Origin of the sequence: Pseudomonas sp. URMO17WK12:I11, from assembly GCF_007677725.1 — a bacterium.
GTDB lineage: Bacteria > Pseudomonadota > Gammaproteobacteria > Pseudomonadales > Pseudomonadaceae > Aquipseudomonas.
Window position 1 is genome coordinate 86,048 of the sequence record NZ_VEDF01000006.1, and the last position, 14,881, is coordinate 100,928.

General features: G+C 60.9%; 13 protein-coding genes. 1 reads left to right on the forward strand and 12 read right to left on the reverse strand.

The features are described 5' to 3' along the window. Positions 1-274: 274 nt before the first annotated feature. The 9 genes from sucD to sdhC form a co-directional block, all read right to left on the reverse strand. Complete coding sequence (gene sucD / locus FS665_RS13375) at positions 275-1,159, reverse strand: succinate--CoA ligase subunit alpha (RefSeq protein ID WP_003254203.1); 885 nt, start codon at positions 1,157-1,159, stop codon at positions 275-277. Further along, positions 1,159-2,325 carry an ADP-forming succinate--CoA ligase subunit beta gene (gene sucC, locus FS665_RS13380; protein WP_003254205.1) on the reverse strand — a complete coding sequence of 389 codons (1,167 nt, stop codon included), beginning with the start codon at positions 2,323-2,325 and terminating at the stop codon, positions 1,159-1,161. The genes sucD and sucC overlap by 1 nt, the downstream gene beginning before the upstream one ends. A 171-nt stretch (positions 2,326-2,496) precedes the next feature. Continuing rightward, the gene (lpdA, locus tag FS665_RS13385; protein ID WP_145188954.1) at positions 2,497-3,933 is read right to left on the reverse strand and encodes a dihydrolipoyl dehydrogenase; all 1,437 of its coding nucleotides are present in this window, start codon (positions 3,931-3,933) and stop codon (positions 2,497-2,499) included. 96 nt (positions 3,934-4,029) lie between these two features. Next, positions 4,030-5,274, reverse strand: coding sequence for a 2-oxoglutarate dehydrogenase complex dihydrolipoyllysine-residue succinyltransferase (gene odhB / locus FS665_RS13390; protein ID WP_145188957.1), 1,245 nt, complete (start codon positions 5,272-5,274; stop codon positions 4,030-4,032). Positions 5,275-5,316: 42 nt separating this feature from the next. After that, a complete protein-coding gene (locus FS665_RS13395) occupies positions 5,317-8,148 on the reverse strand; it encodes a 2-oxoglutarate dehydrogenase E1 component (protein WP_145188961.1) in 2,832 nt (943 codons plus the stop codon). Positions 8,149-8,394: 246 nt separating this feature from the next. Beyond that, complete coding sequence (locus FS665_RS13400) at positions 8,395-9,099, reverse strand: succinate dehydrogenase iron-sulfur subunit (RefSeq protein ID WP_060478582.1); 705 nt, start codon at positions 9,097-9,099, stop codon at positions 8,395-8,397. Positions 9,100-9,110: 11 nt separating this feature from the next. Further along, entirely contained in the window at positions 9,111-10,883 is a 1,773-nt protein-coding gene (gene sdhA / locus FS665_RS13405) for a succinate dehydrogenase flavoprotein subunit (RefSeq protein WP_145188964.1), read from the reverse strand. Positions 10,884-10,886: 3 nt separating this feature from the next. Next, a complete protein-coding gene (gene sdhD, locus FS665_RS13410) occupies positions 10,887-11,255 on the reverse strand; it encodes a succinate dehydrogenase, hydrophobic membrane anchor protein (RefSeq protein WP_145188967.1) in 369 nt (122 codons plus the stop codon). Next, positions 11,249-11,635, reverse strand: coding sequence for a succinate dehydrogenase, cytochrome b556 subunit (gene sdhC / locus FS665_RS13415; RefSeq protein WP_178108345.1), 387 nt, complete (start codon positions 11,633-11,635; stop codon positions 11,249-11,251). Before sdhC ends, sdhD begins: the two co-directional genes overlap by 7 nt. 351 nt (positions 11,636-11,986) lie before the next feature. Between sdhC and gltA the strand changes: the two genes are divergently transcribed. Then, positions 11,987-13,276 carry a citrate synthase gene (gene gltA, locus FS665_RS13420; protein ID WP_145188970.1) on the forward strand — a complete coding sequence of 430 codons (1,290 nt, stop codon included), beginning with the start codon at positions 11,987-11,989 and terminating at the stop codon, positions 13,274-13,276. A gap of 62 nt (positions 13,277-13,338) precedes the next feature. Here gltA and FS665_RS13425 read toward each other — a convergent pair whose 3' ends face one another. From FS665_RS13425 to FS665_RS13435, 3 genes are all read right to left on the reverse strand, one after another. Next, a complete protein-coding gene (locus FS665_RS13425; protein WP_145189557.1) occupies positions 13,339-13,947 on the reverse strand; it encodes an START domain-containing protein in 609 nt (202 codons plus the stop codon). Between the two features lie 33 nt (positions 13,948-13,980). Further along, positions 13,981-14,235 (reverse strand): YkgJ family cysteine cluster protein, encoded by a 255-nt coding sequence (locus FS665_RS13430; protein WP_145188973.1) that lies wholly within the window; start codon positions 14,233-14,235, stop codon positions 13,981-13,983. Between the two features lie 122 nt (positions 14,236-14,357). Then, positions 14,358-14,822 carry a hypothetical protein gene (locus FS665_RS13435; RefSeq protein ID WP_145188976.1) on the reverse strand — a complete coding sequence of 155 codons (465 nt, stop codon included), beginning with the start codon at positions 14,820-14,822 and terminating at the stop codon, positions 14,358-14,360. Positions 14,823-14,881: the final 59 nt, after the last annotated feature.

Consider the following 14,881-nt stretch of genomic DNA (forward strand, 5'->3'; position numbering starts at 1 on the left):
ACCCGTTTAGCGTGTCGTTCCCTTTTGGGGTACGGGCACAGAGTGAACGCGTAGATTAACCGTTTTACCCAGCAAACGCACTGGCACAGTGCCGGTTGTCCGATGTGCGTACATGTTTGTCGTCTCTGTGAACGCAGACAGCAGGGATTATCCTCCTATCGAGGATGCCGTCTGTGTGAAAATTCCTATCAATTCCATCGAAAATTCTTGATTGCCTAGATACGACAAAGGCCACCCGAAGGTGGCCTTTGTGCGCGTGGGGGGTGTAGCGGTATTACTTCTTGGCTTCCCAGCCGGTCAGCTCGGCCAGCGCCTTGCCGATGTCAGCCAGGGAACGCACGGTCTTCACACCAGCGTCCTGCAGCGCGGCGAATTTCTCGTCCGCAGTGCCTTTGCCGCCGGAGATGATCGCGCCAGCGTGGCCCATACGCTTGCCCGCAGGTGCAGTGACACCGGCGATGTAGGAGACCACTGGCTTGGTCACGTGGGCCTTGATGTAGGCCGCAGCTTCTTCTTCAGCCGAACCGCCGATTTCGCCGATCATGACGATCGCTTCGGTCTTCGGATCTTCCTGGAACAGCTTCAGGATGTCGATGAAGTTGGAGCCTGGGATCGGGTCGCCACCGATGCCCACGCAGGTCGACTGGCCGAAGCCGGCGTCGGTGGTCTGCTTGACCGCTTCGTAGGTCAGGGTGCCGGAGCGCGAAACGATACCGACCTTGCCTGGCAAGTGGATGTGGCCTGGCATGATGCCGATCTTGCACTCGCCCGGGGTGATCACACCTGGGCAGTTAGGGCCGATCAGGGTCACGCCCAGTTCGTCGCACTTGACCTTGGCATCGAGCATATCCAGGGTAGGAATGCCTTCGGTGATGCACACGATCAGCTTGATGCCACCGAACGCGGCTTCCAGGATCGAATCCTTGCAGAACGGAGCCGGAACGTAGATCACCGACGCGTCAGCGCCGGTTGCTTCAACGGCTTCCTTGACGGTGTTGAACACCGGCAGGCCCAGGTGGGTGGTACCACCCTTGCCTGGCGTAACACCGCCGACCATCTTGGTGCCGTAGGCGATGGCTTGTTCGGAGTGGAAAGTACCCTGCGAGCCGGTGAAGCCCTGGCAGATGACTTTGGTGTCTTTATTGATCAGGACGCTCATTACTTGCCCTCCGCAGCTTTGACAACTTGTTGAGCAGCGTCGGTCAGGCTGGTTGCCGCAATGATGTTCAAACCGCTTTCTGCCAGTACTTTAGCGCCCAGTTCGGCGTTGTTGCCTTCGAGGCGAACCACCACCGGAACCTTGACGCCAACTTCTTTCACTGCACCGATGATGCCTTCGGCAATCATGTCGCAGCGAACGATGCCGCCGAAGATGTTGACCAGCACTGCAGCGACGTTGCTGTCGGACAGAATGATCTTGAACGCTTCGGTAACGCGCTCTTTGGTAGCGCCGCCACCTACGTCGAGGAAGTTGGCTGGCTTGCCGCCGTGCAGGTTGACGATGTCCATGGTACCCATGGCCAGGCCAGCACCGTTGACCATGCAGCCGATGTTGCCTTCGAGGGCAACGTAGTTCAGTTCGAACTTGGCAGCGTGGGCTTCACGGGCGTCGTCCTGGGACGGGTCATGGAAGGTCTTGAGCTTCGGTTGACGGTACATCGCGTTGGCGTCGATGTTGATCTTGGCATCGAGGCAGTGCAGGTCGCCATCAGCCTTGATCACCAGCGGGTTCACTTCCAGCAGGGCCAGATCGTGATCCTTGAACAGCTTGGCCAGACCCACGAAGATCTTGGCGAACTGTTGAACCTGCTTGCCTTCCAGACCCAACTGGAACGCCAGTTCACGACCCTGGAACGGCTGAGCGCCGACCAGTGGGTCGATGGTGGCCTTGAGAATCTTCTCAGGCGTTTCGTGAGCGACTTTTTCGATGTCCACGCCACCTTCGGTGGAAGCCATGAACACGATGCGGCGGCTCGAACGATCCACTACAGCGCCCAGGTACAGCTCCTTGGCGATGTCAGTGCAGGATTCGACCAGAATCTTGGAGACGGGTTGACCGTTGGCATCGGTCTGGTAGGTAACCAGATTCTTGCCCAACCACTGTGCAGCGAACGCCTTGGCGTCTTCCTTGCTGCGAACCAGCTTGACGCCGCCCGCCTTGCCGCGACCACCGGCGTGAACCTGGGCCTTTACCACCCACTCGTTCCCGCCGATCTTGTCGCAGGCTTCTGCAGCTTGCTCAGGGGTATCGACTGCGAAACCCTTGGAAACTGGCAGGCCGTACTCAGCGAACAGCTGCTTACCCTGATACTCGTGAAGATTCATGCTTTTTACCGTCTTCGTTAGGTACTGCGCTTCGGCGCTGCGCCATTGCTGGCGCCGCACCACCTGTGACCGTCAACCCCGGTTTTCCCGTGTAGTCCGGTCCGGCGGACGTTCCGCGGTGAGTCATGCACGCAAGACTCACGACGGGCAGCCCGCCGTGGTTTCTTATAATTAACGCTTCTTACGGTTGGCCACGTGAATGGCGCCGCCATTCACTGCCAGCGCTGCTTCATGCAGCGCTTCGGACAGGGTCGGATGGCTGAAGACCATCATGCCCAGATCCTCGGCACTGGTGCCGAATTCCATTGCGATCGCGCCTTGCTGAACCAGCTCGGCAGCCGATGGGCCGATCACGTGAACACCCAGGACGCGGTCGGTCTTGGCATCGGCGATGACCTTGACGAAACCGCCGGTGTCGTTGGCTGCCATCGCACGGCCGCTGGCGGCGAACGGGAAGGTGCCTACGTTAACCTCAACACCCTCGGCCTTCAAGGACTGTTCGGTCTTGCCGACCCAAGCGATTTCCGGGTGGGTGTAGATGACCGATGGGATCAGGTCGTAGTTCATCTGGGCCTTGTGACCCTTGATGCGCTCAACCACCATGATGCCTTCCTCCGACGCCTTGTGCGCCAGCATCAGGCCGCGCACCACGTCACCGATGGCGAACACGCCCGGTACGCTGGTGGCGCATTGGTCGTCGACATAGATGTAGCCGCGCTCGTCGATGTTCACACCGCTGTCGGCAGCCAGCAGGTCAGTGGTCACAGGACGGCGGCCAACGGCAACGATCAGCTTGTCGAAGGTGATCTTCTGCTCGCCTTCGGCGTTGGTGTAGGTCACTTCGACTTCGTCGCCGTTGACTTTCGAGCCAGTGACCCGAGCGCCCAGCTTGATGTCCAGGCCTTGCTTGGTCAGGGTTTTCTGGGCTTCCTTGGACACCGCGGTGTCGGCAGCCATCAGGAAGGTGTCCAGCGCTTCCAGGACAGTCACTTGCGCGCCCAGGCGAGCCCAGACCGAACCCAGCTCCAGGCCGATCACGCCAGCACCGATAACGCCCAGACGCTGCGGTACGCTTTGGAATTCCAGGGCGCCAGTGGAATCGACGATGACGTTCTGGTCGACCGGCGCCGGTGGAATGTCGATCGGACGCGAGCCGGAAGCGAGGATCACGTTCTCCGCTTCGATGACTTCGCTGGTACCGTCAGCCTTGGTCACTTCGACTTTCTTGCCGGCCAGCAGCTTGCCGTGGCCCTGGATGGAAGTCACGCCGTTGGCCTTGAACAGGGTGGCGACACCACCGGTCAGGTTCTTCACGATGCCAGCCTTGCGGCCAACCATCGCGGCGACGTCCATCTTCACTTCACCGGTGGAGATACCGTGAACGTTGAAGCTCTCCTTGGCCTCCTTGTACTTCCAGGAGCTGTCGAGCAGCGCCTTGGACGGGATGCAGCCTACGTTCAGGCAGGTGCCGCCCAGGGCCAGCTTGCCCTCGGCGTCGGTGTACTTCTCGATGCAGGCAGTCTTCAGACCAAGTTGGGCGGCCTTGATGGCAGCCACATAGCCGCCAGGACCTGCACCAATCACCACTACGTCGAATTTCTGGGTCATAAAAGATTCCTTGTTAGCTTCAAGCGGCAAGCTGCAAGCCGCAAGACAGGCACGCTTCGGCTTGAAGCATGCCGCTTGCAGCTTACAGCTGCGCGATTAGATGTCCAGCAGCAGGCGAGACGGATCTTCCAGCAGGTTCTTGATGGTGACCAGGAAGGTTACCGCTTCCTTGCCGTCGATCAGGCGGTGGTCGTACGACAGCGCCAGGTACATCATCGGGCGGATCACGACTTGGCCGTTGACTGCCATCGGACGCTGGATGATGTTGTGCATGCCCAGGATCGCGGCTTGTGGCGGGTTGACGATCGGCGTCGACATCATCGAACCGAAGGTGCCACCGTTGGTGATGGTGAAGGTGCCGCCGGTCATCTCTTCGATGGCCAGCTTGCCGTCACGGGCCTTCTTGCCGAAGGTGGCGATGCCGTTTTCGATTTCAGCCAGGCTCATCGACTCGGCATTGCGCAGCACCGGCACCACCAGGCCACGGTCGCTGGAGACGGCAACGCCGACGTCGGCATAGCCGTGATAGACGATGTCGTTGCCATCGATCGATGCGTTGACTGCCGGGAAGCGCTTGAGGGCTTCGGTGGCGGCCTTGACGAAGAACGACATGAAGCCCAGACGCACGCCGTTGTGGGTCTTCTCGAACAGGTCCTTGTACTTCGAACGCAGGGCCATGACTTCGGTCATGTCGACTTCGTTGAAGGTGGTCAGCATGGCCATGTTCGATTGCGCTTCTACCAGGCGCTCGGCGATCTTGGCACGCAGACGGGTCATCGGCACGCGCTTCTCGGTGCGATCGCCAGCGGCGGTCACCACAGGCGCGGCAGCGGCGGCAGCAGGCTTGGCAGCCGGTGCTGGAGCGGACTTCTTGTTGGCCACGGCAGCGACCACGTCTTCCTTGGTGATGCGACCACCTTTGCCGGTGCCGGTGATGCTGGCCAGGTCAATGGCGCTTTCCTCGGCCAGCTTGCGCGCAGCCGGTGCAGCGATCGGGTCGTCTTCGCCGGCATCGGTGCCGGCGGCGGCGGCATCGGTGCCGGCGGCGGCGGCAGCCGGCGCGGCAGCAGCAGGAGCGGCGGCCGGCGCGGCGGCGGCAGCGCCGCCTTCAACGATCGAACCCAGCACTTCGTCGGACAGAACGGTGTCGCCCTCGCCCTTGACGATCGCGCCCAGCACGCCATCGGCGGTGGCCAGCACTTCCAGGACGACCTTGTCGGTCTCGATGTCGACGATCAGCTCGTCACGCTTGACGGCGTCGCCTGGCTGCTTGTGCCAGGTGGCAACGGTGCCATCGGCAACCGATTCCGGGAAGGTTGGGGCTTTGATCTCGATAGCCATTATCTGTGTTTCCTTAAATTCGGTTTCAGGTGCGCGAAGGCATTAAACGGTGAAGGCGTCTTGCAGCAATTTTTCCTGCTGTTCGGCGTGCTTCGATGCGTAACCACAGGCTGGCGCAGCAGAGGCGTCGCGGCCGGCGTATTCCAGGACCAGCGCCTTGTTGTGGCGGCCCAGGATACGGCGCATGTGGTGCTGGCTGCTGTACCAGGCGCCCTGGTTCATCGGTTCTTCCTGGCACCACACCGCATGCTTGAGGTTGCTGTACTGCGCCAGGATTTCGACCAAGTCGTCCTCAGGGAACGGATACAGCTGCTCAAGACGCAGGATCGCGATGTCTTCGCGGCCTTCGGCACGGCGTTTTTCCAGCAGATCGTAGTAGACCTTGCCGCTGCACAGGACCAGGCGTTCGACCTTGGCCGGATCGAGGGTGTCGATTTCCGGGATCACGGTCTGGAACGAGCCTTCGGCCAGGTCTTCGAGGGTCGACACGGCCAGCTTGTGACGCAGCAGCGACTTCGGCGTCAGGACGATCAGCGGCTTGCGCAGCGGACGGATGACCTGGCGACGCAGCAGGTGATAGATCTGCGCTGGAGTGGTTGGCACGCACACCTGGATGTTGTGCTCGGCGCACAGCTGCAGGTAACGCTCAAGACGTGCGGAGGAGTGCTCCGGGCCCTGCCCTTCATAGCCGTGCGGCAGCAGCATGGTCAGACCGCACAGGCGACCCCACTTGTGCTCGCCGCTGGTGATGAACTGGTCGATTACCACCTGGGCACCGTTGGCGAAGTCGCCGAACTGGGCTTCCCAGATCACCAGCGCATTCGGCGTGGTGGTCGAGTAGCCGTATTCGAAGGCCAGAACCGCTTCTTCGGAGAGGAACGAGTCGTACAGCTCGAACTGCGGCTGACCTGGGAACAGGTTCTTCAGCGGCACATAGGTGCTGGCGTCCTTCTGGTTGTGCAGCACCGCGTGACGGTGGGAGAAGGTGCCACGGCCGATGTCCTGGCCGGTCATGCGGATCGGGTGACCTTCGAACTGCAACGTGGCGTAGGCCATGGTCTCGGCGTAGCCCCAGTTGATCGGCAAGCCACCGGCTTGCATCTTCTGGCGATCTTCGTAGATCTTCGCGACCTGACGCTGGACGACGAAGCCCTCGGGCAGCTCGAGCAGCTTGGCCGACAGATCCTGCAGGGTCTTGAGGTCGAAGCGGGTGTCGTGACGCGCGGTCCAGGCATGGCCCAGGTATGGACGCCAATCGACGAACAGCTCGCGGTTCGGCTCCTTGACCAGGCTCTTGACCACGTGCAGACCGTTGTCCAGCGCGTTGCGGTACTCGTCGATCTTGGACTGGGCACGCTCGGCGTCGATGCGTCCGGCCTGCAGCAGTGCGTCGGCGTACAGCTCGCGGGTGGTGCGCTGCTTGGTGATCTGCTGGTACATCAACGGCTGGGTGCCATTCGGCTCGTCGGCCTCGTTATGGCCACGACGGCGGTAGCAGACCAGGTCGATGACCACGTCACGCTTGAACTGCATGCGATAGTCGATGGCCAGCTGGGTCACGAACAACACGGCTTCCGGATCATCGCCGTTGACGTGCAGGATCGGCGCCTGAATCATCTTGGCGACGTCGGTCGCATACTCGGTGGAACGCGAGTCTTCCGGGTTGCTGATGGTGAAGCCAACCTGGTTGTTGATCACGATGTGCACGGTACCGCCGGTCTTGAAACCGCGGGTCTGCGACATCTGGAAGGTTTCCATGACCACGCCCTGACCGGCGAAGGCAGCGTCGCCGTGGATCGAGATCGGCAGCACCTTGTCACCCACGGTATCGTTGCGGCGATCCTGACGGGCGCGCACCGAACCTTCAACCACTGGCGAGACGATTTCCAGGTGGGAGGGGTTGAACGCCATGGCCAGGTGCACTTCGCCACCCGGGGTCATGACGTTGGAGGAGAAGCCCTGGTGATACTTGACGTCACCGGAGCCCAGCTCGTTCATCTTCTTGCCTTCGAACTCATCGAACAGCTCGCGCGGGTTCTTGCCGAAGGTGTTGACCAGCACGTTCAGACGACCACGGTGGGCCATGCCGATCACGACTTCCTTGGTGCCGTAGGAGCCGCAGCGCTGGATCATCTCGTCCAGCATCGGAATCAGGCTCTCGCCACCTTCGAGGCCGAAGCGCTTGGTGCCTGGATACTTGGTGCCCAGGTACTTCTCCAGGCCCTCACCGGCGGTCACGCGCTCGAGCAGGTGGGTCTGCACGTCGACGGAAAACTCCGGACGGCCGCGCACGCTCTCCAGGCGCTGCTGGAACCAGCTGCGCTGCTCGGAATCGACGATGTGGGTGAACTCGGCGCCGATGGTGCGACAATATGTCTTCTGGAGCGCCTCGATGATCTCGCGTAGGCTCGCCTCCTCTTTGCCGATGAACAGGTCGCCGGCACGGAAGGTCGTATCAAGATCGGCATTGGTCAAGCCGTAGTGATTGATCGACAGGTCTACGGGCGCTGGTCGCTGCCACAACCCCAAGGGGTCGAGCTTGGCAGCCTGATGGCCGCGCATACGATAGGCCTGGATCAGTCGCAGTACTTCAACCTGCTTCTTCTCGTGTTCTGTGCTCACGCTCCCGGCTGAAACCGGTTGGGCGCGGCGCTGGTTCTTTGCCAGCAGTACGAAATGATCGCGGATCGTCGAGTGCGATACGTCGGTAGCGGTGCTGCCGTCGGCGGGCAACTTCTGGAAGTAGGTGCGCCACTCTTCTGGCACAGCGTTAGGGTCGTGCAGGTAGAGCTCGTAGAGCTCTTCCACATATGCAGCGTTACCACCTGAAAGGTGGGCGCTTTCCCACATGCGCTGCATCACGCTTTCTTGCATGCTTGGTCACCCTCGGTTAGGGGACTGATCGGCGAGAGCCACAGCAAACCTGGAAAAGTCCGAATAAAGCGACTGAACCACGCCACTTGGATCCTGCTGATTTTCCGGGTACCAGCCCGGAAAGCCCCTGCTGGTCTCATATCTTCATAGGTATCGAGCGCGGGCTTTGTGAACCCTTGCTCAGGTTTTACCTCAGTGCGGGCTCACCACCCGCACCTCGGCTTACTGCAGGTACAACGCTTTGAATCAGGTGCCGCTTTGCAGCAGCATGTTACGTACGTGACCGATTGCCTTGGTCGGGTTCAGACCCTTGGGGCAAACGTTGACGCAGTTCATGATCCCGCGGCAGCGGAATACGCTGAACGGATCATCCAGGGACGCCAGGCGCTCCTGGGTCTTGGTGTCACGGCTGTCGGCCAGGAAACGGTAGGCTTGCAGCAGCGCGGCTGGGCCCAGGAACTTGTCCGGGTTCCACCAGAACGATGGGCACGAGGTCGAGCAGCAGGCGCACAGAATGCACTCGTAGAGGCCGTCGAGCTTCTCGCGGTCTTCCGGCGACTGCAGGCGCTCGATGGCCGGTGCCGGCGTGTCGTTCTGCAGGAACGGCTTCACCTTCTCGTACTGCTTGTAGAAGATGCTCATGTCGACCACCAGGTCGCGAATGACCGGCAGCCCAGGCAGCGGACGCAGCACCAGCTTGTTGCCCTTGACCACGCCGGACAGCGGGGTGATGCAGGCCAGGCCGTTCTTGCCGTTCATGTTCATGCCGTCGGAGCCGCAAACGCCCTCACGGCAGGAACGACGGTAGGAGAACCCTTCGTCCTTTTCCTTGATCAGCGCCAGGACGTCCAGCACCATCAGGTCCTTGCCGCCGGTATCGACGTCGAACGACTCCATCTTGGGCGCCGAGTCGGTATCCGGGTTGTAACGATAAACTTCGACTTTCAACATAGCAGCCATCCTCAATAAGTCCGGACTTTTGGTTCGAAGGCTGGAACAGTCTTCGGCGCAAAGTTGACGCCACGCTTGGCCACGCGCTTCTCACCCGGGTAGTACAGGGTGTGGCACAGCCAGTTCTCGTCGTCACGGTCTTCGAAGTCTTCACGGGCGTGAGCGCCGCGCGACTCTTTACGGGCTTCGGCCGCGATGGCGGTAGCTTCGGCGACTTCCAGCAGGTTCTGCAGCTCCAGCGCTTCGATACGCGCGGTGTTGAAGGCCTGGGACTTGTCGTTGATCTTGACGTTGGCGATGCGATCACGCAGGCCAGCCAGTTGCTCGATACCCTTCTGCATGTATTCACCGGTACGGAATACACCGAAGTAGTTCTGCATGCAGCTTTGCAGCTCACGCTTGAGGCTGGCGACGTCTTCGCCGGTGGTGCGCTCGTTGAGCTTGTTCAGGCGGTTCAGCGCGACATCGACGTCGGTATCGCTGGCGTCGCGATATTCTACGCCTTCGCTCAGTGCCTTCTCCAGGTGCAGACCGGCCGCACGACCGAAGACCACCAGGTCGAGCAGCGAGTTACCGCCCAGGCGGTTGGCGCCGTGAACCGATACACAGGCCACTTCACCCACGGCGAACAAGCCCGGGATGATGTGATCCTTGCCGTCGGCGTCCATGGTGATCGCCTGACCATGAATGTTGGTGGCAACGCCGCCCATCATGTAGTGGCAGGTCGGTACGACCGGCACCGGCGCGACCACTGGATCGACATGGGCGAAGGTCTTGGACAGCTCGCAGATACCAGGCAGGCGGCTGTGCAGCACTTCTTCGCCGAGGTGGTCGAGCTTGAGCAGCACGTGGTCCTTGTTCGGGCCCACGCCGTTGCCAGCGATGATTTCCTTGACCATGGAACGGGCCACCACGTCGCGGCCAGCCAGGTCTTTCGCGTTAGGCGCGTAGCGCTCCATGAAACGCTCGCCATGGGCGTTGATCAGGTAACCACCTTCACCACGGCAACCCTCGGTGACCAGAACACCGGCGCCGGCGATGCCGGTCGGGTGGAACTGCCACATTTCGATGTCCTGCACCGGTACGCCAGCACGCAGGGCCATGCCGATACCGTCACCGGTATTGATCAGGGCGTTGGTGGTCGAGGCGTAGATACGCCCGGCGCCGCCGGTGGCCAGTACGGTGGCCTTGGACTTGATGTAGACGGTTTCGCCGGTTTCGATGCAGATGGCGATCACGCCCACGAACGCGCCGTCCTGGTTCTTCACCAGGTCGACTGCATAGTATTCGTTGAGGAACGTGGTACCGGCTTTCAGGTTGCCCTGGTACAGGGTGTGCAGCAGCGCGTGACCAGTACGGTCGGAAGCGGCGCAGGTACGGGCCGCCTGGCCACCCTTGCCGAAGTCCTTGGACTGACCACCGAACGGACGCTGGTAGATACGACCGGTTTCGGTGCGCGAGAACGGCAGACCCATGTGGTCCAGCTCGAAGACCGCGGCCGGGCCTTCCTGACACATGTATTCGATAGCGTCCTGGTCACCGATGTAGTCGGAACCCTTGACGGTATCGTACATGTGCCAGCGCCAGTCATCGTTCGGGTCGGCCGAAGCGATGGCGCAGGTGATGCCGCCCTGGGCCGATACGGTGTGCGAACGGGTCGGGAACACCTTGGTCACGACGGCAGTCTTGTGACCGCCCTGGGCCAGCTGCAGCGCTGCGCGCATGCCGGCACCGCCGCCACCGATGATGATGGCGTCGAAGGAAATGGTTGGAATGCTAGCCATGGATCAGATACCCCAGAGAATCTGCACACCCCAGACGAAGTAAGCGAACATCGCAACGCCGCATACCGCCTGGAACAGGAAACGAATCGCAGTCGCCGACTTGCCGAACGACATCGGCGTCAGGTAGTCGGTGGCAATGGTCCACATGCCGACCCAGGCGTGTGCGCCCAGGGCAACGAGGGCCAGCAGACTGAAGATGCGCATCGCGTTATTGGAGAACAGACCATGCCACTGGGCGTAGTCGACACCTGGGTGAGCGATGACCCAACCGATCAGGAAGAGGAAGTAAGCCGCGAGAACGACCGCAGACACGCGTTGCGCCATCCAGTCATAGAGGCCCGAACGCGACAGGTTCGTGACATTGGTTACCATACCCAAACTCCCACCAGAACGATCACCACCACGGAGATGACAATCACGATTTTCGAGCCCAGCTTGCCGCCTTCCAGCGTCTCACCGATGCCCATGTCCATGATCAGGTGGCGTACACCGGCCACCAGGTGATACAGCAGGGCGGATAGCAGGCCCCAGGTCACGAACTTGGCCAGCGGGCTGGTCAGACACGCCTTCACCTCGCCGAAGCCTTCTTCCGAACCCAGCGACTTGCCCAGTGCGTAAAGCATGATGGCAAGGCCGATGAACAGGATGACGCCGGAGATACGGTGCAGGATGGACGTGTACGCGGTGACAGGAAGCTTGATGGTCCTTAGGTCTAGGTTTACAGGTCGTTGGCTTTTCACGGCTTTTTTCACACTGAAGAGCCCCTAGCGAATCAGGGCAAAGTTGTTGGTAAGTGTACTGGTCAGGTACCCACCACCCAGGGAACGGCGACCCCCAGTAGTTCGGGCTTGCAAGCCCCAGGGAGTCGGGTGCCGAGTATAGACAGTTAGGCTGCTTATGACAACGTGAGGGGGTAGCCCAAATAGCGCATTGCCTTTAGCGAGCAAAAGGCGTAAATGGGCGAGAAATTCGTGAAAAATCAGGGCTGGGGAGCGGTTTCAAGCAGCCTTTAGGCAAATTGACATTCGAATTTACTTCTCTATAGTGGTGCGGGCCCTGCGTGGGGGGCTGTCTGATGATTTCAAGCATTAATAGGAGGCCACATGGCTGACAAAAAAGCGCAGTTGGTCATCGAGGGCGCTGCCCCCGTCGAGCTGCCCATTTTAACCGGCACCGTTGGTCCTGATGTAATCGACGTCCGCGGGTTGGGGGCCACTGGTCACTTCACCTTCGACCCTGGTTTCATGGCGACTGCCTCGTGCGAATCGAAGATCACCTACATCGACGGCGACCAGGGCGTGCTGCTGCACCGCGGCTACCCGATCGAGCAACTGGCCGAGAAATCGGACTACCTCGAAACCTGCTACCTGCTGCTCAACGGTGAGCTGCCCAACGCCGAGCAGAAGGCGCAGTTCGTCAGCACCGTGAAGAACCACACCATGGTTCACGAGCAGCTGAAATCGTTCTTCAACGGCTTCCGCCGTGATGCCCACCCGATGGCAGTGATGTGCGGCGTGGTCGGTGCGCTGTCGGCGTTCTACCACGACTCGCTGGACATCAATAACCCACAACACCGCGAAATTTCCGCGGTGCGCCTGGTCGCCAAGATGCCGACCCTGGCCGCGATGGTTTACAAGTATTCGATGGGCCAGCCGATGATGTACCCGCGCAACGACCTGTCGTACGCGGAAAACTTCCTGCACATGATGTTCAACACCCCCTGCGAGATCAAACCGATCAGCCCGGTGCTGGCCAAGGCGATGGACCGGATCTTCATCCTCCACGCCGATCACGAGCAGAACGCCTCCACCTCGACCGTGCGTCTGGCCGGCTCCTCGGGCGCCAACCCGTTCGCCTGTATCGCCGCCGGCATCGCTGCGCTGTGGGGCCCTGCCCACGGCGGTGCGAACGAAGCGGTGCTGACCATGCTCGATGAAATCGGCGATGTCTCGAACATCGACACTTACATCGCCAAGGCCAAGGACAAGAACGATTCGTTCAAGTTGATGGGCTTCGGCCACCGCGTCTACAAGAACCGTGACCCACGCGCTACCGTGATGAAGCAGACCTGCGACGAAGTCCTCGGCGAGCTGGGCATCAAGAATGACCCGCAGCTGGAACTGGCCATGCGCCTTGAAGAGATCGCCCTGACCGATCCGTACTTCATCGAACGCTCGCTGTACCCGAACGTTGACTTCTATTCGGGCATCATCCTCAAGGCGATCGGCATTCCAACCAGCATGTTCACCGTGATCTTCGCCCTGGCGCGTACCGTCGGATGGATCTCGCACTGGAAAGAAATGCTCTCGAGCCCGTACAAGATCGGCCGCCCTCGCCAGCTGTATACCGGCGAACTGCAGCGCGATATCGTCGAGCTGAAAGACCGCGCGTAAGCACCACCGCGAACGCAAAAGGCTGCCTCGGGCAGCCTTTTTTCATTGCGCAACGAGACTGACTACTGGCGCTTCTCGGCGCGCTCGCGCAGCCCTTTGAGGGTGTTGAACGGGGCATCGACCACGAACTTGTTCGCCACCATCGCCGGCACGCTGCCACCAGGCTCGGTGTGCACCTGGTAAGTCACCTCGGTAGCGTCACCCTTGGGCACCAGCTTCCAGAAGCCCTCCACCTTGGCCACGCGCACGAAGCCTTTTTCTTCCGCAATGTAGGTCGGCTCTTCCTCAAGCTTGCGGGTCAGGCTGCCATCGGCACCCTTGACCGTGGTCACCCGCAGCACGGAGTCACGCGGCGTCACTGGCCACGGCGTGTTGAACTGCGTGTAGGTCCAGCTCTGGTCGCCTTCGTGCTTGAGCAGTTTCTGTGTCTTGCACTCGTGGATCCAGGCACAAGCCCCCGCCACGTCTTCCTGCAGCGCCTGAACCTTGGCCAGCGGCGCCTTGATCAGGGTGATGCCCTGGTAAGCCTTGTACTTGGAGCCCGGCACCTCGCTGAGCGAAACCTTGATGCCATCCTCGTCCTTGGCCACCTGCCAGTTCTCGGCCCAGGCCGCCGGCGCCAGCAGAACTCCCATGCCACACAGCAGTGCAATACGCTTGAACGATCTCATCATGCTTATCCTTGTTGTCGAAGATCCAGCCTTTCACGCCGCCGTCATCTGCTCCCACCAACCCAGAATCCTGATCGCCTCGTCACGGTCGCTGCCACACACCTCGACATCGGCTTTGAAGCCCCCGCACACCGCTGGCCGCTCGGGCAAGCCGAACAGCTCGCAGAGGTTGTCCGCCGTCAGGTGCAGGCAGCGCTGGCCAGCGGGCTTGCCATCAGGCATGCGCGGCATCGCCGAAGAGATGGATGGGGCGATGCAGCAGGCACCGCAGCCTTCACGACACTTCATGGTCAAACAGACTCCGTGGAACAGGATGGGGCGGACGCCCTGGGATAGTAACCGCTCAAACAGACGTTTGAAATTGCCAGGCGGATGAAATCTGCCGTGACTTTGCAGTCAGTTGCGCTCGCTCAATTGCGGAATTGAAACTCAATGGCCGCACCCTCTACATCGCGCCGGCTGTCATTGCGCAGTTGTAACTGCATTTCATTGCTGATCAAGCGGCCATTGAGCTGAAACGGGCTATCAGAGTCGCCTGCCTTGTCAGGAAACATGGCCGGCAGGATAGGCTTGCGCCGCAGCGTCGCGTCACCCACGGCGGGGTCGAGCTCCTCGACCATGTGGGTTGGCAAGCTCAGGTCGAGCTTGGCCTTGGGCAGCGGCTGCTTGACCTCTTTGCTGACGGTCTTGGCCTTGCCCTTGCGCTTGTTGGCGGCAGGCTTGGACTTAGCTGCAGGCTTGGACGTTGCCGCAGGCTTGTTGCCCGTCCCGCCCTGCCCCGCCTGCACGGCAGGCTGCGCGGCCTGCGCCACGGCAGCAGGCAGACACAACGGCATGGCAAGGACAATCAGGGCGACACTACGCAAAAGGTTCATGGACATCAACGAAAGGCGCAAGCGAAAAGAAGGCATATGCTCACCGCTCCATCGGTCGC